This window comes from Streptomyces sp. NPDC001002 (assembly GCF_053599215.1).
Map to the genome: position 1 here is coordinate 58,837 of NZ_JBSFLV010000041.1, position 18,504 is coordinate 77,340.

Genomic DNA, 18,504 nt, shown 5'->3' on the forward strand with positions numbered 1-18,504 from the left:
GGCGCACTCCATTGGGGGCGCCTCTTACACATGCCTCAGCCTTCACCTCCGTCTCCACAGCCTCCACTTCCGTACCCACTTGACGTAGTTAGTGATTGAGCACTAACTTCGTCGTATGGTCAGGATGAGCGCAGAAGAGAGGCGCGAGAGCGTCATCCGTGCGGCGACCGCAGAGTTCGCACGGGGTGGGTACTACGGCACGTCGACCGAGGCGATCGCCAAGCGCGTCGGTGTCTCGCAGCCGTATCTCTTCCGGCTCTTCCCGGGCAAGAAGGCGATCTTCCTGGCGGCGGCCCAGCGGTGCGTGGAGGACACGATCCGCACGTTCGAGGAGGCCGCCGAGGGGCTGGAGGGCGAAGAGGCTCTGCAGGCCATGGGGGAGACGTACCGCAAGGTCATCGCGGAGCAGCCGGAGCGGTTGCTGATGCAGATGCAGATGTACATCACCGTGGCGGCCGCCGAGCAGGCCGGCGATCTCGAACTCGGCGAGGAGGTGCGGGCGGGGTGGTCGCGGCTGTGGGACACGCTGCGCGTGTCGTTCGGCGCCGATGTCGACGAGACGACGTCGTTCCTGGCGTACGGGATGCTCATCAACTGCCTGGTGGCCATGGGTTTTCCGGCCGATCACCGCGTCTGGGAGGGCTTTGGCCCGGAGGCGCGGCTCAGGAGCCATCCGGGCAGGCAGGTCACCCGGGACGAATAGTCCGGGCAAGCGCGGGAGAGGCGCCGCAACCGCCTTTTCATGCTCGCAAAAGTTAGTAATCAATAACTAATCAAGCGGTAGCAGACACACCACCGAAGCGACTGATCACTCTCTGGGGGAGCGATGTCAGAGCAGACAGCACGTCGCGGGGGAACCGTCTGGGCCCTCGTCATCACCAGCGTCGCCGGATTCATGGCGGCCCTCGACAACCTCGTGGTCACCACCGCCCTGCCCTCCATCCGCAAGGATCTCGGCGGCGCGCTGGGCGACCTCGAATGGACCGTGAGCGCCTATACGCTCACCTTCGCCGTGCTCCTGATGTTCGGTGCGGCGCTCGGCGACCGGTTCGGCCGCCGCCGGATGTTCCTGGTAGGCATCAGCGTCTTCACCGTCGCGTCCGCCGCAGCGGCCATGGCAACCGGCATCGACACCCTGATCGCGGCCCGCGCGGTCCAGGGCGTAGGCGCGGCGATCATGATGCCCCTGACTCTCACCCTCCTGACGGCGGCGGTACCGGCCGCCAAGCGCGGAATGGCGTTCGGAATCTGGGGCGCGGTCAACGGCCTCGCGGTCGCCTCAGGGCCCCTCATCGGCGGCAGCCTCACCGAGCACATCTCCTGGCACTGGATCTTCTGGCTGAACGTCCCGCTCGGCATCGCCCTGCTGCCCCTGGCCCGCCTGCGTCTCGCCGAGTCCTTCGGCACGGGTGCGCCGTTGGACGTACCGGGCACGCTGCTTGCCAGCGGCGGTCTGTTCGGGATCGTCTACGGGCTGGTCCGCGGGCCCTCCGACGGCTGGAGCAGCCCTCTGGTCCTGACCGGCCTGTTCGCCGGGGCCGCGCTGCTCGTCGGGTTCGTCCTCTACAGCATCCGGGCCAAGAACCCCATGCTCCCGATGCGGCTGTTCCGTTCGCGTGCCTTCGCCGGCATCAATGCGGCGAGCCTGCTGATGTTCCTCGGGATGTTCGGGTCGATCTTCCTGCTCAGCCAGTACATGCAGGGTGTTCTCGGCTACTCGCCCACCGAGGCGGGCCTGCGGATGCTGCCCTGGACTGGCATGCCGATGCTCGTGGCCCCCATCGCGGGCATCCTCTCCGACCGCATCGGCGGCCGACCCGTCGTCGCCACGGGCCTCTTTCTCCAGGCCATCGGCCTCGGCTGGATGGCGTCCGTGGTCACCCCTGATGTCTCGTACGGCGTCCAGTTGCCGGGTTTGATCGTCAGCGGCATCGGTATGGCGCTGTACTTCGCTCCGGCGGCCAACCTGGTCATGTCCAGCGTTCTGCCCAAGGAGCAGGGGATTGCGTCCGGGGCGAACAACGCGCTGCGTGAGGTGGGTGGCGCGCTGGGTATCGCCATTATGGCGTCGATCTTCGCGTCTCAGGGTGGGTACGAGTCCGGTCAGAGGTTCGTCGATGGCTTGCAGCCGGCGCTGGTGACGGGGGCGGGGGTTGTGGCACTCGCGGGAGTTGCTGCCCTGCTCATTCCGACGAGGCGCTCCGAGAAGGCTGGGGGGTCTTCACGGACAGAGGAGCAGGCTCCGGCTCTGGAGTCGATCCCCGGCTGACGACCCGACCCACACCGAAACGGCTCTGCCAGGACAGGCGGGGCCGTTTCGTCGTAGCCGCATGCCGGGGCTGAGGCCGGGTGAGTCGCGCAGCCCGGCGCTCACGGGGCGCCGCCTGCGCCCACCCGTGCCGCCCCAGCGGCACGACTGCCCGCAGCTTGGGCGGGGCGGGGCGGATGCGGAGGGGCGTGTTGGCGGTGGCTGTGCCTGTCCGCGACGCGGCTGCCTGCAGCTTGGCGGAGGCGAGGGGGGGGCGTGTTGACGGCGTACGCGCTCGTCCGTGGCACGTCTGCCCGCAGCTTGGGCGGGGGCGGATGGAGGGAGGAGGGGCGTGTTGGCGGTGGCTGCGCCCGCGTGGCACGTCTGCCCGCAGCTTGGGCGGGCGGGGGAAGAAGGCGTGTTGGCGGTGGCTGTGCCTGCCCGCGACGCGAATGCCTGCCGCTTGGCGGGGCGCGGGGAGCGTGCTGACGGCGTACGCGCCCGTCTGCCCGCAGGTTGGGGACGAGGGGGTGTCGGGTGCGGGGCGCGTCAGTCGTATGACTGGGCGGAGCCGTGGCGTGTGGGGATGTGTTGACTGTCTGCACTCGCCATCCGCGCGAAGGGGACGGGGCGGGGGGTGTCCGCCCGCAGTGGCCGGCGTCAATCGGGGGCACTTTGTCGGGGTACGGGACCGCCGGTCCGAGGACGGATGCCCCCCGACCCGGCCCCGACCCACAGCGCACGCGCAGGCGCTACGCGTACCCCCACCGCTCCCGCGCAGGCGCCGCAGGCATTCGTCTCCGGCCTCGACCCAGCCTGTCAGTCCCGTCTCGTACTCTTGGGCGCGTGCAGGTACTTCACGATGCTCCCCTCGGCCCGTTGACCACCTTTCGGCTCGGTGGGCCCGCTGATCGGCTGGTCACCGCTACGAGTGATGCCGAGGTGATCGGCGCTGTTCAGGAGGCCGATGACAGCGGGACGCCGTTGTTGGTGATCGGTGGAGGGTCGAATCTCGTCGTCGGGGACAAGGGGTTCGCCGGGACCGCTCTTGTCGTCGCCACCAAGGGGTTCACGCTCGACGGCACCCGGCTGGAGCTCGCCGCCGGTGAGGTGTGGAGCGACGCCGTCGCCCGTACTGTCGAGGCCGGGCTCGCCGGGATCGAGTGTCTGGCCGGGATTCCGGGTTCCGCGGGCGCGACGCCGATTCAGAACGTGGGGGCGTACGGACAAGAAGTGTCGTCCACGATCACCGAGGTCGTCGCCTACGACCGGCACGCGCGCGAGACGGTCACCCTCGCGACCGCCGACTGCGCCTTCTCCTACCGCCACAGCCGCTTCAAGGCCGACCCCGAGCGCTACGTCGTCCTGCGCGTCCGCTTCGACCTGGAGGACGCGGACGGCCTCTCCGCGCCGATCAAGTACGCCGAGACGGCCCGTGCGCTGGGCGTAGAGCCCGGCGACCGCGTCCCGCTCGCCGCCGCCCGCGAGACCGTCCTCAAGCTGCGCGCAGGCAAGGGCATGGTCCTGGACCCCGAGGACCACGACACCTGGTCGGCCGGTTCCTTCTTCACGAACCCGATCCTCACCGACACGGAGTTCGAAGCGTTCCACGCACGCGTGCGTGAGCACCTCGGAGACAGCGCCGAACCGCCCGCCTTCCCGGCAGGGGAGGGGCACACCAAGACCTCCGCCGCCTGGCTGATCGACAAGGCGGGCTTCACCAAGGGCTACGGCACCGGCCCCGCCCGCATCTCCACCAAGCACACCCTCGCCCTCACCAACCAAGGCGACGCCACCACCGAGGACCTGCTCACCCTCGCCCGCGAGGTAGTCGCCGGCGTCCGGGAGACCTTCGGCATCACGCTGGTCAACGAACCGGTGACGGTCGGCGTGACCCTTTAAGAGGTCGCCCCCGCCCCTTTTAATACGCCACCCCCACCCCCTGCTTCACCGCCCCCGGATCCCCGATCATCGCCAACATCGCGTGCGCCACATCCGCCCGCCCGATGAACCGCCCCTTCGCAGGGAAACCGCCGACCACCGTCCGGTACACCCCCGTGACCGGCTTGTTCTGCAGCCGCGGCGGCCGCACGACAGTCCAGTCCGTGGCGCTACGGGCCAACTCGGCTTCCATCGCGCCCAGATCGGCGTACACATCCTTCAGAAGGGCCGTGACGATCCGCCGTGCCGTGCGGTCCACGGGCCCCTCCGGCACGGGCGCCGGACCCACCGGACCCGCGCTCACCACGACGAGCCGCCGTACCCCCGTCGCGTCCATCGCGCCCAGCACCGTACGCGTGAGCCGGACCGCGACCCCCGCCTCCTTGCGGCTGCGCGCGCCCAGCCCGGACAGGACCGCGTCCCGGCCGGCCACGGCGGCCCGTACCTCTTCCGGGTCGGTCAGCTCCGAGCGGAACACCTCAAGCTGCTCACCGGTCACCGCCAGCCGCGCTGGATCCCGTACCACCGCGGTGACCCGGTGCCCCGAATCCAGGGCCTGTCGGACGATCTCCTGGCCGATGCCTCCCGTGGCACCGAAGACGGTGAGGTGCATGGCTCCTCCTGTGTTCGCGTGATGGTGCTCGCATGGTGGTGCTCACGTGGTGGGTGAGTATTCACTCACCCACGCCTCTCCCTAGAATGGGTAAGCACTCACTCACCCGTCAAGCCCGATTGGCCGTGCCATGGAGAAGAAGCCCGCCCGCGTCCGTCTCCTCGACGCCGCTCACGAACTGATGCTCACCGTCGGGCTGGCCCGTACCACCACCAAGGAGATCGCCAAGGCGGCGGACTGCTCCGAGGCCGCGCTCTACAAGTACTTCGACAGCAAGGAAGACCTGTTCATCCGCGTCCTCACGGAGCGGCTGCCGCAGCTGACGCCCCTGCTGAGCAGCCTGGCCGCCGAGCCCGGCCGGGGCACACTGACGGAGAACCTCACCGAGATCGCCCGCCAGGCCGCCCTCTTCTACGAGCAGAGCTTCCCGATCGCCGCCTCGCTGTACGCGGAGACCCAGCTCAAGCGCCGGCACGACGACGCGATGAGAGACATCGGTGCGGGTCCGCACCGGCCCATCGAGGGCCTCGACGCCTATCTGCGTGCCGAACAGGCCGCCGGTCGCGTCCGCCCCGACGCCGACACCTTCGCCGCCGCGTCGCTGCTCCTCGGCGCATGCGCCCAGCGCGCGTTCGCGTACGAGGCGACCGCGCAGGGCGTACGGCCCCCGGTCGACGAGTTCGCCGCACGGCTGGCCCGCACTCTCCTCGCAGGGATCGAGGACTGACCCCTACGCGCGCGTGCCGCCGCTACACGCCCTGCCCCAGCCAGTCGTCGACCCCCGCCAACAGCTTCGCCTTCACATCCACCGGCGCCGCCGAGGCCCGCAGCGACTGCCGAGCCAGCTCCGCCAACTCCTCGTCCGTGAAGGCGTGGTAGCGCCGGGCGATCTCGTACTGAGCGGCCAGCCGCGAGCCGAAGAGCAAGGGGTCGTCCGCCCCCAGAGCCATCGGGACCCCCGCCTCGTACAGCGTGCGCAGCGGCACGTCCTCGGGCTTCTCGTAGACCCCCAGGGCGACGTTCGAGGCCGGGCAGACCTCGCAGGTGATGCCGCGCTCCGCGAGGCGCTTGAGGAGCCGCGGGTCCTCCGCCGCGCGCACGCCGTGGCCGAGCCGGTCGGCGTGCAGGTCGTCGAGGCAGTCCCGCACCGACGACGGCCCCGTCAGCTCACCACCGTGCGGAGCGGACAGCAGCCCGCCCTCCCGCGCGATGTGGAAGGCCCGGTCGAAGTCCCGCGCCATGCCCCGGCGTTCGTCGTTCGAGAGGCCGAACCCGACCACACCCCGGTCGGCGTACCGCACCGCGAGCCGCGCCAGCGTGCGGGCGTCCAGCGGGTGCTTCATCCGGTTCGCGGCGACCAGCACCCGCATCCCCAGGCCCGTCTCGCGAGACGTCGTCTCGACCGCGTCCAGGATGATCTCCAGCGCCGGGATCAGCCCGCCCAGACGCGGTGCGTACGACGTCGGGTCGACCTGGATCTCCAGCCACCCCGAGCCGTCCTTGACGTCCTCCTCGGCGGCCTCGCGCACCAGCCGCCGGATGTCGTCCGGCTCCCGCAGACACGACCGCGCCGCGTCGTACAGGCGCTGGAAGCGGAACCAGCCCCGTTCGTCCGTCGCCCGCAGTCTCGGCGGTTCCCCGCTGGTCAGCGCCTCGGTCAGGGCGTCGGGCAGGCGGACGCCGTACTTGTCGGCCAGTTCCAGCACGGTCGCCGGCCGCATCGACCCGGTGAAGTGCAGATGCAGATGGGCCTTCGGCAGCTCAGAGACATCACGTACACGCTCCATTGGAGGATCCTGCCGCACGCCGGCGCCGTCCCGGTACCGGATTCCCCGTACGTGGTCTTGCTCGCACGCAGAAACGGGCCGCCTCCCCTCGGGGAGACGGCCCGTCACGCGCGCGTGGAGCGCGAAAACGTCAGTCCAGCGTCAGTCCTGCGCCTCGGCCAGCAGCTTCTGGATCCGGCTGACGCCCTCGACGAGATCCTCGTCACCCAGGGCGTACGACAGCCGCAGATACCCGGGGGTGCCGAAGGCCTCGCCCGGGACGACGGCGACCTCGACCTCTTCGAGGATGAGCGCGGCCAGCTCGACCGAGTCCTGCGGGCGCTTGCCGCGGATGTCCTTGCCGAGCAGCGCCTTGACCGACGGGTACACGTAGAAGGCGCCCTCGGGCTCCGGGCAGACCACGCCGTCGATCTCGTTCAGCATCCGCACGATCGTCTTGCGGCGGCGGTCGAAGGCCTCCTTCATCTTCTCCACGGCGGAGAGATCACCGGAGACGGCGGCCAGCGCGGCGACCTGGGCCACGTTGGAGACGTTCGACGTGGCGTGCGACTGCAGGTTCGTCGCGGCCTTGACGACGTCCTTCGGGCCGATGACCCACCCGACCCGCCAGCCGGTCATCGCGTACGTCTTGGCGACACCGTTGACCACGATCGTCTTGTCGGCCAGCTCCGGTACGACGACCGGGAGCGAGTGGAACTCCGCGTCGCCGTACACGAGGTGCTCGTAGATCTCGTCCGTCAGGACCCACAGGCCGTGCTCGGCGGCCCAGCGGCCGATCTCCTCGATCTGCGCGCGCGTGTAGACCGCGCCGGTCGGGTTCGAGGGGGAGACGAAGAGGAGGACCTTCGTGTTCTCGGTGCGCGCGGCCTCCAGCTGCTCCACGCTCACGCGGTAGCCGGTCGTCTCGTCCGCGACGACGTCCACCGGGACACCGCCGGCCAGCCGGATCGACTCCGGGTACGTCGTCCAGTACGGCGCCGGGACGATGACCTCGTCGCCCGGGTCGAGGATCGCGGCGAAGGCCTCGTAGATGGCCTGCTTGCCGCCGTTGGTCACCAGGATCTGGGACGCCTCGACCTCGTAGCCGGAGTCGCGCAGCGTCTTCGCGGCGATCGCGGCCTTCAGCTCGGGCAGACCGCCGGCCGGCGTGTAGCGGTGGTACTTCGGGTTCTTGCAGGCCTCGACGGCCGCCTCGACGATGTAGTCCGGGGTCGGGAAGTCGGGTTCGCCGGCGCCGAAGCCGATCACCGGACGCCCGGCGGCCTTGAGGGCCTTGGCCTTGGCGTCGACGGCGAGGGTGGCGGACTCGGAGATCGCGCCGACTCGGGCGGAGACCCGGCGCTCGGTGGGAGGGGTTGCAGGGCTCATGGGCCCCATCGTTTCAGACCGGAAACGCCACCGGCACGCGGGTTTCACAGACTGAACATGTAGCGGTCGACCACTGAACACCCGTCCGGAATCATGCGGTGGCCTGGTGATCTTCCGTCGGTTTTCCGACGATCTTCCTCCGCCAAGGCCCCTACGGGCGCTTTCTGTTCGACGGGGCGCCCCGGACCACGTACACTCTCACCTCGTTGGCCATCAACTGCCGCGCCGTGGAAGGTGCACTCCGAGCACCCGGTCGGATGCGGTACGTTGGGGGACGCACAAAGGGTCGTAGCTCAATTGGTAGAGCACCGGTCTCCAAAACCGGCGGTTGGGGGTTCAAGTCCCTCCGGCCCTGCTACACACACCTTCGCCAGGATGTGTGTGCATGTACGTACAGTAGTGCACAGCCGTGCGGCTCAGACCGGGCGCGGCACGGCCACGACCCGGGAACAGGTGAGGACGAATGGCGGACGCCGTGGGCTCCATCGACACGCCTGGTGCCCAGGACGAGGCGCAGGAGACGAAGAAGTCCCGAAAGGGCGGTAAGCGGGCCAAGAAGGGTCCGTTCAAGAGGCTTGGCCTCTTCTACCGTCAGGTCATCGCGGAGCTGCGCAAGGTCGTCTGGCCCACGCGGAATCAGCTGACGACGTACACGACAGTGGTCATTGTCTTCGTCGTCATCATGATCGGCCTGGTGACCGTGATTGACTATGGGCTCAGCCACGCCGCCAAGTACGTCTTCGGCTGAGTCTAGAGCGAAGGGCGCCGAGGTAACCGGCGCCCCTTTCGCATGTTCCACCCCTATGTATCCAGGAAGAAGCAGCCATCGTGTCTGACCCGAACCTGAACGACGCCGCCGTCGAGCCCGATGAGTCGGTCGATGACGAGCTCGACATCGTCGAGGGCTCGGACGAGCAGGACGAGTTCGAGGCTGCCGAGGCCGAGGCGGGCGAGCCCGCCGAGGAAGCCGCGCTGCACGTCGAGGACGAGGACGAGAGTGCCGAGGACGCGTCCGACGAGGACGCCGAGGACGAGCTCGTCGAAGCGGAGCCCGAGCCGGTGGACCCGGTCGAGGCCCTCCGCCAGGAGCTGCGCGCACTGCCCGGCGAGTGGTACGTCATCCACACCTACGCCGGTTACGAGAACCGCGTGAAGACCAACCTCGAACAGCGTGCCGTCTCGCTGAACGTCGAGGACTTCATCTTCCAGGCCGAGGTGCCGCAGGAAGAGGTCGCGCAGATCAAGAACGGCGAGCGCAAGACGATCAAGCAGAACAAGCTCCCGGGCTACGTCCTGGTCCGCATGGACCTGACGAACGAGTCCTGGGGCGTCGTCCGCAACACCCCCGGCGTCACCGGCTTCGTGGGCAACGCCTACGACCCGTACCCGCTGACCCTGGACGAGATCGTCAAGATGCTCGCGCCGGAGGCCGAGGAGAAGGCCGCCCGTGAGGCCGCCGAGGCCGAGGGCAAGCCGGTTCCGCAGCGCAAGGTCGAGGTCCAGGTGCTGGACTTCGAGGTCGGCGACTCGGTCACCGTCACCGACGGCCCGTTCGCGACGCTGCAGGCGACGATCAACGAGATCAACCCGGACTCGAAGAAGGTCAAGGGCCTGGTCGAGATCTTCGGCCGCGAGACGCCGGTCGAGCTCTCCTTCGACCAGATCCAGAAGAACTGACCGCAGGTCCGTTGACCGACGCAGACAGAGAGAGCGCCCTGAGCCAGGCGGCAGTCGCCCCACGGCTCGGGCGCTCTCGTCGTTTTCTGCTCGCCGGGGTGTTCCTGCTGATCGGGGCGGTCATCGCGGCCTGCGCCGCCTATGTGGGCGTGACCCAGTGGGCGCAGGTCTCCTCGCTGCAGAAGGACGGGGTCCGCGCGGTCGGCGTCTTCCACAACGAGGGCGCGGCCAACTGCTGGCGGCACCGCTGCTGGGCCGAGTTCGAGCTCGACGGGAAGAAGGTGGAGGCCGATCTGCCGGCCCTCACCGCCGCCAAGAAGAACAAGGTCTCCCGCGAGGGCGAACCGATCACCATCCGGTACCGGCCCTCGGACCCGACGGTGGCGGCCGAGGAGGGCGGGCTCGGTCAGGTGGGCGCCATCACCGCGTTCATCGGGTTCTTCAGCGCCCTCTTCCTGATCGCGGGCCTGGTCCAGCTGGTGGTCGCGAGCCGGGACCGTGCCCCCGCGCAGCCTTCCTGACCTCGACGATTTCATGCCGGGGGAGGTCATCGGCTACCGTGGTGCGGTATGCCATCTGCCGGATGATTCATCCAATTGATGCAGCTGGTAACCAACTCTCAGTAAGGACCCGGAGAGAGCATGCCTCCCAAGAAGAAGAAGGTCACGGGGCTCATCAAGCTCCAGATCCAGGCCGGCGCGGCCAACCCGGCTCCGCCGGTCGGCCCCGCGCTGGGTCAGCACGGCGTGAACATCATGGAGTTCTGCAAGGCGTACAACGCCGCGACCGAGTCGCAGCGTGGCTGGGTGATCCCGGTGGAGATCACGGTCTACGAGGACCGTTCCTTCACCTTCATCACCAAGACGCCGCCGGCCGCCAAGATGATCCTCAAGGCCGCGGGTGTGGAGAAGGGCTCCGGCGAGCCGCACAAGACCAAGGTCGCCAAGATCACTCAGGCGCAGGTCCGCGAGATCGCCACCACGAAGATGCCCGACCTCAACGCCAACGACCTGGACGCCGCGTCGAAGATCATCGCCGGCACCGCCCGTTCCATGGGCATCACGGTCGAGGGCTGAGCCCCAACCCCCCGTTCAACAGCAGAAGTGGCAGGGCCTGCTCGGTCCGGACCACGACTCCTAAGACTCACCAGGAGAAGAAGTGAGCAAGCGCAGCAAGTCTCTCCGCGCTGCGGACGAGAAGATCGACCGGGACAAGCTCTACGCCCCGCTCGAGGCCGTCCGTCTCGCCAAGGAGACCTCCACCTCCAAGTTCGACGGCACCGTCGAGGTCGCCTTCCGCCTGGGTGTCGACCCGCGCAAGGCCGACCAGATGGTCCGTGGCACCGTGAACCTTCCGCACGGCACCGGTAAGACCGCCCGGGTCCTGGTCTTCGCGACCGGTGACCGTGCCGAGGCCGCGACCGCCGCGGGCGCCGACATCGTCGGCTCCGACGAACTCATCGACGAGGTGGCGAAGGGGCGGCTGGACTTCGACGCCGTCGTCGCCACCCCGGACCTCATGGGCAAGGTCGGCCGCCTCGGCCGCGTGCTCGGCCCCCGTGGCCTCATGCCGAACCCCAAGACCGGCACGGTCACTCCGGACGTCGTGAAGGCTGTCAACGACATCAAGGGCGGCAAGATCGAGTTCCGCGTCGACAAGCACTCGAACCTGCACTTCATCATCGGCAAGGCGTCCTTCGACGACACCAAGCTGGTGGAGAACTACGGCGCCGCGCTGGAGGAGATCCTCCGTCTGAAGCCGTCCGCCGCCAAGGGTCGCTACATCAAGAAGGCCGCGATCAGCACCACGATCGGCCCCGGCGTTCCGGTCGACCCGAACCGCACCCGCAACCTCCTCGTCGAGGAGGACCCGGCCGCCGTCTGAGCCGAGCGCTCACCCCGGTAGCCGCGTCAGGGACGCGACAAAAGCACGACGGGCTCCGCAACCTTCACGGGTGCGGGGCCCGTCCTTTGTGTGTGCGGATATTTCCGTACGGCTTGTCAGTGCCCTGCGTTACCGTCGGGACACAGCAAACGCTTAGGGGTGGGACGAATGAAGAGCACGACCGTGCGCCGCGTGGCGCTGGCGATCGCGGTGGGGACCGCTCTGTCCGGGGTGGCCGCCTGCGGTTCCTCGGACTCCGGCGGCGGGACCGCCAAGGACGACGACGCGGCCGGCAAGGGCAGCGCCCGGTTCAGCCCGATAGCCGCCCTGCGCACCGCGGAGAAGTCCACCGACGGCGCCGACTCCGCGAAGGTCGAGTCGACGACGACCATGGGTTCCGTGATGTCGATGACCGCCGACGGCGCCCTCGGCTGGGCCGACGGTCTCACCGGCAACCTCGTCATCACCTACACCGGCGGCACGATGGCCGACACCATGCGCCAGCTCGGCACCACGTCGATGCAGGCCCGCTATCTGCCCGACGCCTACTACGCGAAGATGGGCGAGCAGTTCGCCCAGCAGGCCGGCGGCAAGCACTGGATCCGGTACGGCTACGACGACCTCGCGGACCTCGGGGGCAGCTCCGGCGCCTACCTCAAGGACCAGATGCAGAACACGACCCCGAACCAGTCGGTGAAGCTCCTGCTGGCCTCCGGGGACGTCAAGAAGGTCGGCACCGAGAAGGTGCGCGGGGTGGAGACCACGCACTACTCGGGCACGGTGGACGTGGCCGACCTGGCCCGCAAGAACTCCAGTCTCACCGCGAGCCAGCTGGCGGGCCTGAAGAAGCAGCTCACCCAGGCCGGTGTCAGCACCGAGACCGTGGACATCTGGGTCGACGGCAAGGACCTGCTGGTCAAGAAGGTCGAGAAGGGCCAGATGACGGCCGGCGAGTACACGCAGACCGCGTACTACAGCGACTACGGCACGAAGGTGTCGGTCAGCGAGCCTGCGGCGAGCGACACCGAGGACTTCAAGGACCTGCTGAAGAAGCAGGGCATGACACCGGGCAGCGGCGACACCGCCAGCGGCTCGGGCACCAGCTCTTGAGATCGGTAACCGGAGCGGTCGGAGCGGTCGGATTCGCGGGGCTCGCCGTGCTGCTGTGCGCGGGCTGCGCGGGCGTGACCGGTGGTGCGGGCGGGTCCTCGGACTCGTCCGCCGCCGCGGCTCTCGCGCGGGCGGCCAGGGCCACCGAGAGCGTTCCGTCCGTGCACTACCGGATCAGCGGGCGGGTACCGAAGCAGGGAAAGGTCGAGACCGAGGCGTCCGTCGCGTCGAAGCCGATGCGCGCCCGCATGGTCACCACCAGCCGGTCCGACGGCAACAGCACCGAGGCCGAACTGCGCCTGGTCGGCGGGGTGTTGTACCAGAAGGCGACCGACAACGGCGTGGCCCAGCAGGCGCACGGCAGGCACTGGGCCGACTTCGGCCCGGACGCGAAGTTCACCGCGAGCGGCGGACTGAAGATGGACGTCGGTGGCCTGCGCGACCAGGTCGGGCAGAACCCCGCCCGGGACGCCGCGTTCCTGGCGGCCGCCGACGACGTACGGCGGACCGGTACCGAGACCGTCGCGGGCACCCGCACCGCGCACTACACCGGGACGGCGACCCTCGACCACCTTCGTGACTCCGTGACCGGGAAGGCGAAGGCGGACCTGGCGCAGTACAAGCAGTTGGGCGTCGACGAGCTCACCCTCGATGTGTGGGTGGACGGCGACGACCACGTCAGGCGGCTGCGCACGCAGGGGTTCGGCCGGCACGGGGAGCTCGATGTCACCGTCACCCTGCTCGACTTCGGCAAGCCGGTGACGGTGCGGGCACCGGCCGCCGACGACACGGTGGACCTGCGGCGGCCCGCCGGGGAATCGCGGAGCTGAGCACCGTAGGAGCGGATTTGCTTGACAGGGATGCGGTCCCGTACTCTCCAGGAGAAGCCAAAGACCGCTGGTCGTTGCCGTGCTCTCGCAAGAGGGTTCGGTGGCCGAAGGATCCGCTGAACTGCGGACGACCCGCGCAGGTGACACTGTGGAAGTACTCCCGGAGCTCGCTGTTCAACAGCGGGTGAAACCGGTCGAGTTCACGCCCCGTGCGCCTGCGCCGGGGCGTTTCGTATTCCTCAGCCCCTTCTGAGCGGTCCAACACCCGGAAGGAGGCCGACGCTCTATGGCAAGGCCCGACAAGGCTGCCGCGGTAGCCGAGCTGACGGAGCAGTTCCGCAGCTCGAACGCCGCCGTGCTGACCGAGTACCGGGGTCTCACCGTGGCGCAGCTCAAGACGCTGCGTCGTTCGCTCGGTGAGAACGCCCAGTACGCCGTGGTGAAGAACACGCTGACCAAGATTGCGGCCAACGAGGCCGGGATCTCCACGCTCGACGACCTGTTCAACGGTCCGACGGCGGTCGCCTTCGTCACCGGTGACCCGGTGACGTCGGCGAAGGGTCTTCGTGACTTCGCCAAGGACAACCCGAACCTCGTCATCAAGGGCGGTGTCCTTGACGGCAAGGCGCTGTCCGCCGACGAGATCAAGAAGCTCGCGGACCTCGAGTCCCGCGAGGTTCTGCTCTCCAAGCTGGCGGGTGCCTTCAAGGGCAAGCAGTCTCAGGCTGCGCAGCTCTTCCAGGCGCTTCCGTCGAAGCTCGTCCGCACCGTGGACGCCCTTCGTGCCAAGCAAGAAGAGCAGGGCGGTGCCGAGTAACTCGGCTCGCGAAATGACCGCCGCCTGAGGCTTCGCGCCCCGAGGCAACGGTCGTAGCGGGCCGAACGTACGCCCGCCAGACATGTACACACCCGGCACCAGCCGAATTAGTGAAGGGAAGCCATCGTGGCTCTCACCCAGGACGAACTGCTCGCCGAGTTCGAGACGATGACCCTCATCCAGCTTTCCGAGTTCGTGAAGGCGTTCGAGGAGAAGTTCGACGTCACCGCCGCCGCCGCGGTCGCCGTCGCCGGTCCCGCCGCTGCCGGTGCGCCGGTCGAGGCCGAGGCCGAGCAGGACGAGTTCGACGTCATCCTCACCGGCGCCGGCGAGAAGAAGATCCAGGTCATCAAGGTCGTGCGTGAGCTGACCTCGCTGGGCCTGAAGGAGGCCAAGGACCTCGTGGACGGCGCCCCGAAGCCCGTCGTCGAGAAGGTCGCCAAGGAGGCCGCCGAGAAGGCTGCCGAGTCCCTCAAGGCCGCCGGCGCCTCCGTCGAGGTCAAGTAACACCTCCGGGGTCCCCAGGACCCCTGCGCGCGGACGCGGCCCGATCGGGCTGTAACGCGAGAGCACCGAAGAGCGATCATCCATCCGGGTGGTCGCTCTTCGGCGTTCCGGGGAGGCGGGCCACGGTTGCCTTGCACCCGCAGTGGCGGCGGGTATGGTGATCTTCGTCGTGTCTCCCGCGCACCGGGTTTGCGCAGAGGGGCCTTGACGAACCGCACGGAGCGCGCAATTCTCAGGACGCGTCGCCAGAACGGTCCGAATCCGAGGCATGGATCGGCGACGAAGAGGGCAGTATCAACGTGCGTTGAAGGCAGGCATGGCGCAGGCGTTGAGGACAACGAGGGTCTCAGAAAATGGGGACTGGACATCAGTGTGCCGAGTGGCTACACTGACCCTTTGCGCTGCCTGTTAGCTGTCCCCTGCCCGTCACCAGGGGTCTGCCCTCACCTGAGCACCGATGACCGAACCTCCTTTGAACTGGGGTTTCTGTCTCCGTGGCCGGGGAGGGACCGGGGAGCGCGTAGTGAGTCCGAGCCCTCGGAAGGACCCCCTCTTGGCCGCCTCGCGCACTGCCTCGACCGCGAATACGAACAACGCTGCCAGCACCGCCCCGCTGCGCATCTCTTTTGCAAAGATCAAGGAGCCCCTCGAGGTTCCGAACCTTCTTGCGCTGCAGACCGAGAGCTTCGACTGGCTGCTCGGCAACGACGCGTGGAAGGCTCGAGTCGAGGCGGCTCTGGATTCCGGTCAGGACGTCCCCACCAAGTCCGGTCTGGAGGAGATCTTCGAGGAGATCTCCCCGATCGAGGACTTCTCCGGGTCGATGTCGCTGACCTTCCGTGACCACCGTTTCGAGCCGCCGAAGAACAGCATCGACGAGTGCAAGGAGCGCGACTTCACGTACGCGGCCCCGCTCTTCGTCACCGCCGAGTTCACGAACAACGAGACCGGCGAGATCAAGTCCCAGACCGTCTTCATGGGCGACTTCCCGCTCATGACGAACAAGGGCACCTTCGTCATCAACGGCACCGAGCGTGTCGTGGTGTCGCAGCTGGTCCGCTCGCCGGGTGTCTACTTCGACTCCTCCATCGACAAGACGTCCGACAAGGACATCTTCTCCGCCAAGATCATCCCGTCCCGGGGTGCCTGGCTGGAGATGGAGATCGACAAGCGCGACATGGTCGGTGTCCGCATCGACCGCAAGCGCAAGCAGTCCGTCACCGTTCTCCTGAAGGCTCTCGGCTGGACCACCGAGCAGATCCTGGAGGAGTTCGGCGAGTACGAGTCGATGCGCGCCACCCTGGAGAAGGACCACACCCAGGGGCAGGACGACGCGCTGCTCGACATCTACCGCAAGCTGCGTCCGGGCGAGCCCCCGACCCGTGAGGCCGCGCAGACGCTGCTCGAGAACCTCTACTTCAACCCCAAGCGCTACGACCTGGCCAAGGTCGGCCGCTACAAGGTCAACAAGAAGCTGGGTGCGGACGCTCCGCTGGACGCGGGCATCCTGACCGTCGAGGACATCATCTCGACGATCAAGTACCTGGTGAAGCTGCACGCCGGTGAGACCGAGACGGTCGGTGACAGCGGCGGCTCCATCGTCGTCGAGACCGACGACATCGACCACTTCGGCAACCGTCGTCTGCGCAGCGTCGGCGAGCTCATCCAGAACCAGGTCCGCACGGGTCTGGCTCGTATGGAGCGCGTCGTGCGTGAGCGCATGACGACCCAGGACGTCGAGGCGATCACGCCGCAGACCCTGATCAACATCCGGCCGGTCGTCGCCTCCATCAAGGAGTTCTTCGGCACCAGCCAGCTGTCGCAGTTCATGGACCAGAACAACCCGCTGTCGGGTCTCACCCACAAGCGCCGTCTGTCGGCTCTTGGCCCGGGTGGTCTCTCCCGTGAGCGGGCCGGCTTCGAGGTCCGTGACGTGCACCCCTCGCACTACGGCCGCATGTGCCCGATCGAGACCCCTGAAGGCCCGAACATCGGTCTGATCGGTTCGCTCGCCTCCTACGGCCGCGTCAACGCGTTCGGTTTCGTGGAGACGCCGTACCGCAAGGTCGTCGACGGTCAGGTCACCGACGAGGTGGACTACCTGACGGCCGACGAAGAGGACCGATTCGTCATCGCGCAGGCCAACGCCACGCTCAACGACGACATGCAGTTCACCGAGGCCCGGGTCCTCGTCCGCCGCCGTGGCGGCGAGGTCGACTACGTCGCCGGTGACGACGTGGACTACATGGACGTCTCGCCGCGCCAGATGGTGTCGGTCGCGACCGCCATGATCCCGTTCCTGGAGCACGACGACGCCAACCGTGCCCTGATGGGCGCGAACATGATGCGTCAGGCCGTTCCGCTCATCAAGAGCGAGGCCCCGCTCGTCGGCACCGGCATGGAGTACCGCTCCGCCGTCGACGCCGGTGACGTGGTCAAGGCCGAGAAGGCGGGTGTCGTCCAGGAGGTCTCCGCGGACTACATCACCACCGCCAACGACGACGGCACGTACATCACGTACCGCCTGGCCAAGTTCGCCCGCTCCAACCAGGGCACCTCGGTCAACCAGAAGGTCATCGTCAACGAGGGCGACCGGATCATCGAGGGCCAGGTCCTGGCCGACGGTCCGGCCACCGAGAACGGCGAGATGGCGCTGGGCAAGAACCTGCTCGTGGCGTTCATGCCGTGGGAGGGTCACAACTACGAGGACGCGATCATCCTGTCGCAGCGCCTCGTGCAGGACGACGTCCTCTCCTCGATCCACATCGAGGAGCACGAGGTCGACGCCCGTGACACCAAGCTCGGCCCCGAGGAGATCACCCGGGACATCCCGAACGTCTCCGAGGAGGTCCTCGCCGACCTCGACGAGCGCGGCATCATCCGGATCGGTGCCGAGGTCGTCGCCGGTGACATCCTCGTCGGCAAGGTCACGCCCAAGGGCGAGACCGAGCTGACCCCCGAGGAGCGCCTGCTCCGCGCGATCTTCGGTGAGAAGGCGCGCGAAGTGCGCGACACCTCGCTGAAGGTGCCGCACGGCGAGATCGGCAAGGTCATCGGCGTCCGCGTCTTCGACCGCGAGGAGGGCGACGAACTGCCGCCCGGCGTCAACCAGTTGGTCCGGGTGTATGTTGCGCAGAAGCGCAAGATCACCGACGGCGACAAGCTGGCCGGCCGGCACGGCAACAAGGGCGTCATCTCGAAGATCCTGCCGATCGAGGACATGCCGTTCCTGGAGGACGGCACCCCGGTCGACATCATCCTCAACCCGCTGGGTGTCCCGTCCCGAATGAACCCGGGACAGGTCCTGGAGATCCACCTCGGCTGGCTCGCCAGCCGCGGCTGGGACGTCTCCGGCCTCGCGGACGACTGGGCGCAGCGCCTCCAGGTCATCGGCGCCGACCAGGTCGCGCCGGGTACCAACGTCGCGACCCCGGTCTTCGACGGTGCCCGCGAGGACGAGATCTCGGGTCTCTTCGAGGCCACGATCCCCAACCGCGACGGCGACCGGCTGGTCCAGCCCTCCGGCAAGGCCAACCTGTTCGACGGCCGCTCCGGCGAGCCGTTCCCGAAGCCGATCTCCATCGGCTACATGTACATCCTCAAGCTGCACCACCTGGTCGACGACAAGCTGCACGCCCGCTCGACCGGTCCGTACTCGATGAAGACCTGCGCCACCCTCTACCTGCCCACCCTGAACGCGCACATCATCGACAACGGCGTCG

General features: G+C 68.2%; 17 protein-coding genes and 1 tRNA gene. 15 read left to right on the forward strand and 3 right to left on the reverse strand.

The genetic code is table 11. The features are described 5' to 3' along the window. Positions 1-115 precede the first annotated feature (115 nt). The 3 genes from ACWDR3_RS20365 to ACWDR3_RS20375 all read left to right on the forward strand — a co-directional run bounded on the left by ACWDR3_RS20365 (position 116) and on the right by ACWDR3_RS20375 (position 4,150). Positions 116-703, forward strand: coding sequence for a TetR/AcrR family transcriptional regulator (locus ACWDR3_RS20365; protein WP_450353892.1), 588 nt, complete (start codon positions 116-118; stop codon positions 701-703). Positions 704-826: 123 nt separating this feature from the next. Next, positions 827-2,269, forward strand: a complete 1,443-nt coding sequence (locus tag ACWDR3_RS20370; RefSeq protein ID WP_450353893.1) for an MFS transporter — start codon at positions 827-829, stop codon at positions 2,267-2,269. 825 nt (positions 2,270-3,094) lie between these two features. Beyond that, positions 3,095-4,150 carry a UDP-N-acetylmuramate dehydrogenase gene (locus tag ACWDR3_RS20375; RefSeq protein ID WP_450353894.1) on the forward strand — a complete coding sequence of 352 codons (1,056 nt, stop codon included), beginning with the start codon at positions 3,095-3,097 and terminating at the stop codon, positions 4,148-4,150. A 19-nt stretch (positions 4,151-4,169) separates the two neighbouring features. Here ACWDR3_RS20375 and ACWDR3_RS20380 read toward each other — a convergent pair whose 3' ends face one another. Then, positions 4,170-4,802 (reverse strand): NAD(P)-dependent oxidoreductase, encoded by a 633-nt coding sequence (locus tag ACWDR3_RS20380; RefSeq protein WP_450353895.1) that lies wholly within the window; start codon positions 4,800-4,802, stop codon positions 4,170-4,172. 130 nt (positions 4,803-4,932) lie between these two features. On the opposite strand from ACWDR3_RS20380, the gene ACWDR3_RS20385 reads away from it, so the two are divergent. Further along, complete coding sequence (locus ACWDR3_RS20385; RefSeq protein ID WP_450353896.1) at positions 4,933-5,529, forward strand: TetR/AcrR family transcriptional regulator; 597 nt, start codon at positions 4,933-4,935, stop codon at positions 5,527-5,529. A gap of 22 nt (positions 5,530-5,551) precedes the next feature. On the opposite strand, the gene ACWDR3_RS20390 is transcribed toward ACWDR3_RS20385, so the two are convergent. Then, positions 5,552-6,589, reverse strand: a complete 1,038-nt coding sequence (locus ACWDR3_RS20390; RefSeq protein ID WP_450353897.1) for an adenosine deaminase — start codon at positions 6,587-6,589, stop codon at positions 5,552-5,554. 141 nt (positions 6,590-6,730) lie between these two features. Beyond that, on the reverse strand, positions 6,731-7,957 hold the full coding sequence (locus ACWDR3_RS20395; RefSeq protein ID WP_123998335.1) for a pyridoxal phosphate-dependent aminotransferase: 1,227 nt from the start codon (positions 7,955-7,957) through the stop codon (positions 6,731-6,733). 282 nt (positions 7,958-8,239) lie between these two features. On the opposite strand from ACWDR3_RS20395, the gene ACWDR3_RS20400 reads away from it, so the two are divergent. The 11 genes from ACWDR3_RS20400 to rpoB form a co-directional block, all read left to right on the forward strand. After that, positions 8,240-8,312: transfer RNA gene (locus ACWDR3_RS20400), tRNA-Trp, on the forward strand. Between the two features lie 108 nt (positions 8,313-8,420). Beyond that, a complete protein-coding gene (gene secE, locus ACWDR3_RS20405; RefSeq protein ID WP_450353898.1) occupies positions 8,421-8,705 on the forward strand; it encodes a preprotein translocase subunit SecE in 285 nt (94 codons plus the stop codon). 80 nt (positions 8,706-8,785) lie between these two features. Continuing rightward, a complete protein-coding gene (nusG, locus tag ACWDR3_RS20410) occupies positions 8,786-9,634 on the forward strand; it encodes a transcription termination/antitermination protein NusG (RefSeq protein WP_450353899.1) in 849 nt (282 codons plus the stop codon). Positions 9,635-9,645: 11 nt separating this feature from the next. Then, positions 9,646-10,155 (forward strand): hypothetical protein, encoded by a 510-nt coding sequence (locus tag ACWDR3_RS20415; RefSeq protein WP_450353900.1) that lies wholly within the window; start codon positions 9,646-9,648, stop codon positions 10,153-10,155. A 120-nt stretch (positions 10,156-10,275) separates the two neighbouring features. Then, a complete protein-coding gene (gene rplK / locus ACWDR3_RS20420) occupies positions 10,276-10,710 on the forward strand; it encodes a 50S ribosomal protein L11 (protein ID WP_030359033.1) in 435 nt (144 codons plus the stop codon). A gap of 82 nt (positions 10,711-10,792) precedes the next feature. Beyond that, positions 10,793-11,518: a 50S ribosomal protein L1 gene (gene rplA, locus ACWDR3_RS20425; protein ID WP_123998331.1), complete on the forward strand. Its 726-nt coding sequence runs from the start codon at positions 10,793-10,795 to the stop codon at positions 11,516-11,518. A gap of 168 nt (positions 11,519-11,686) precedes the next feature. Next, positions 11,687-12,628 (forward strand): hypothetical protein, encoded by a 942-nt coding sequence (locus ACWDR3_RS20430; protein WP_450353901.1) that lies wholly within the window; start codon positions 11,687-11,689, stop codon positions 12,626-12,628. Then, a complete protein-coding gene (locus tag ACWDR3_RS20435; protein ID WP_450353902.1) occupies positions 12,625-13,458 on the forward strand; it encodes an LppX_LprAFG lipoprotein in 834 nt (277 codons plus the stop codon). Before ACWDR3_RS20430 ends, ACWDR3_RS20435 begins: the two co-directional genes overlap by 4 nt. Positions 13,459-13,744: 286 nt before the next feature. Continuing rightward, positions 13,745-14,275, forward strand: a complete 531-nt coding sequence (gene rplJ / locus ACWDR3_RS20440) for a 50S ribosomal protein L10 (RefSeq protein WP_450353904.1) — start codon at positions 13,745-13,747, stop codon at positions 14,273-14,275. A gap of 123 nt (positions 14,276-14,398) precedes the next feature. Continuing rightward, positions 14,399-14,782, forward strand: coding sequence for a 50S ribosomal protein L7/L12 (gene rplL / locus ACWDR3_RS20445; RefSeq protein ID WP_450353908.1), 384 nt, complete (start codon positions 14,399-14,401; stop codon positions 14,780-14,782). A 553-nt stretch (positions 14,783-15,335) separates the two neighbouring features. Then, positions 15,336-18,504 (forward strand): DNA-directed RNA polymerase subunit beta (gene rpoB / locus ACWDR3_RS20450; RefSeq protein WP_450353905.1); only part of this gene is annotated, 3,169 nt, incomplete at its 3' end.

What these genes read in the sequence shown, in the direction of transcription:
- ACWDR3_RS20370 (WP_450353893.1), top strand. Translation starts at nt 827, where the DNA reads ATGTCAGAGCAGACAGCACGTCGCGGGGGAACCGTCTGGGCCCTCGTC.
- ACWDR3_RS20380 (WP_450353895.1), bottom strand. Translation starts at nt 4,802, where the DNA reads ATGCACCTCACCGTCTTCGGTGCCACGGGAGGCATCGGCCAGGAGATC.
- ACWDR3_RS20430 (WP_450353901.1), top strand. Translation starts at nt 11,687, where the DNA reads ATGAAGAGCACGACCGTGCGCCGCGTGGCGCTGGCGATCGCGGTGGGG.
- rplK (WP_030359033.1), top strand. Translation starts at nt 10,276, where the DNA reads ATGCCTCCCAAGAAGAAGAAGGTCACGGGGCTCATCAAGCTCCAGATC.
- secE (WP_450353898.1), top strand. Translation starts at nt 8,421, where the DNA reads ATGGCGGACGCCGTGGGCTCCATCGACACGCCTGGTGCCCAGGACGAG.
- ACWDR3_RS20390 (WP_450353897.1), bottom strand. Translation starts at nt 6,589, where the DNA reads ATGGAGCGTGTACGTGATGTCTCTGAGCTGCCGAAGGCCCATCTGCAT.
- ACWDR3_RS20385 (WP_450353896.1), top strand. Translation starts at nt 4,933, where the DNA reads ATGGAGAAGAAGCCCGCCCGCGTCCGTCTCCTCGACGCCGCTCACGAA.
- rplJ (WP_450353904.1), top strand. Translation starts at nt 13,745, where the DNA reads ATGGCAAGGCCCGACAAGGCTGCCGCGGTAGCCGAGCTGACGGAGCAG.
- ACWDR3_RS20395 (WP_123998335.1), bottom strand. Translation starts at nt 7,957, where the DNA reads ATGAGCCCTGCAACCCCTCCCACCGAGCGCCGGGTCTCCGCCCGAGTC.
- ACWDR3_RS20365 (WP_450353892.1), top strand. Translation starts at nt 116, where the DNA reads ATGGTCAGGATGAGCGCAGAAGAGAGGCGCGAGAGCGTCATCCGTGCG.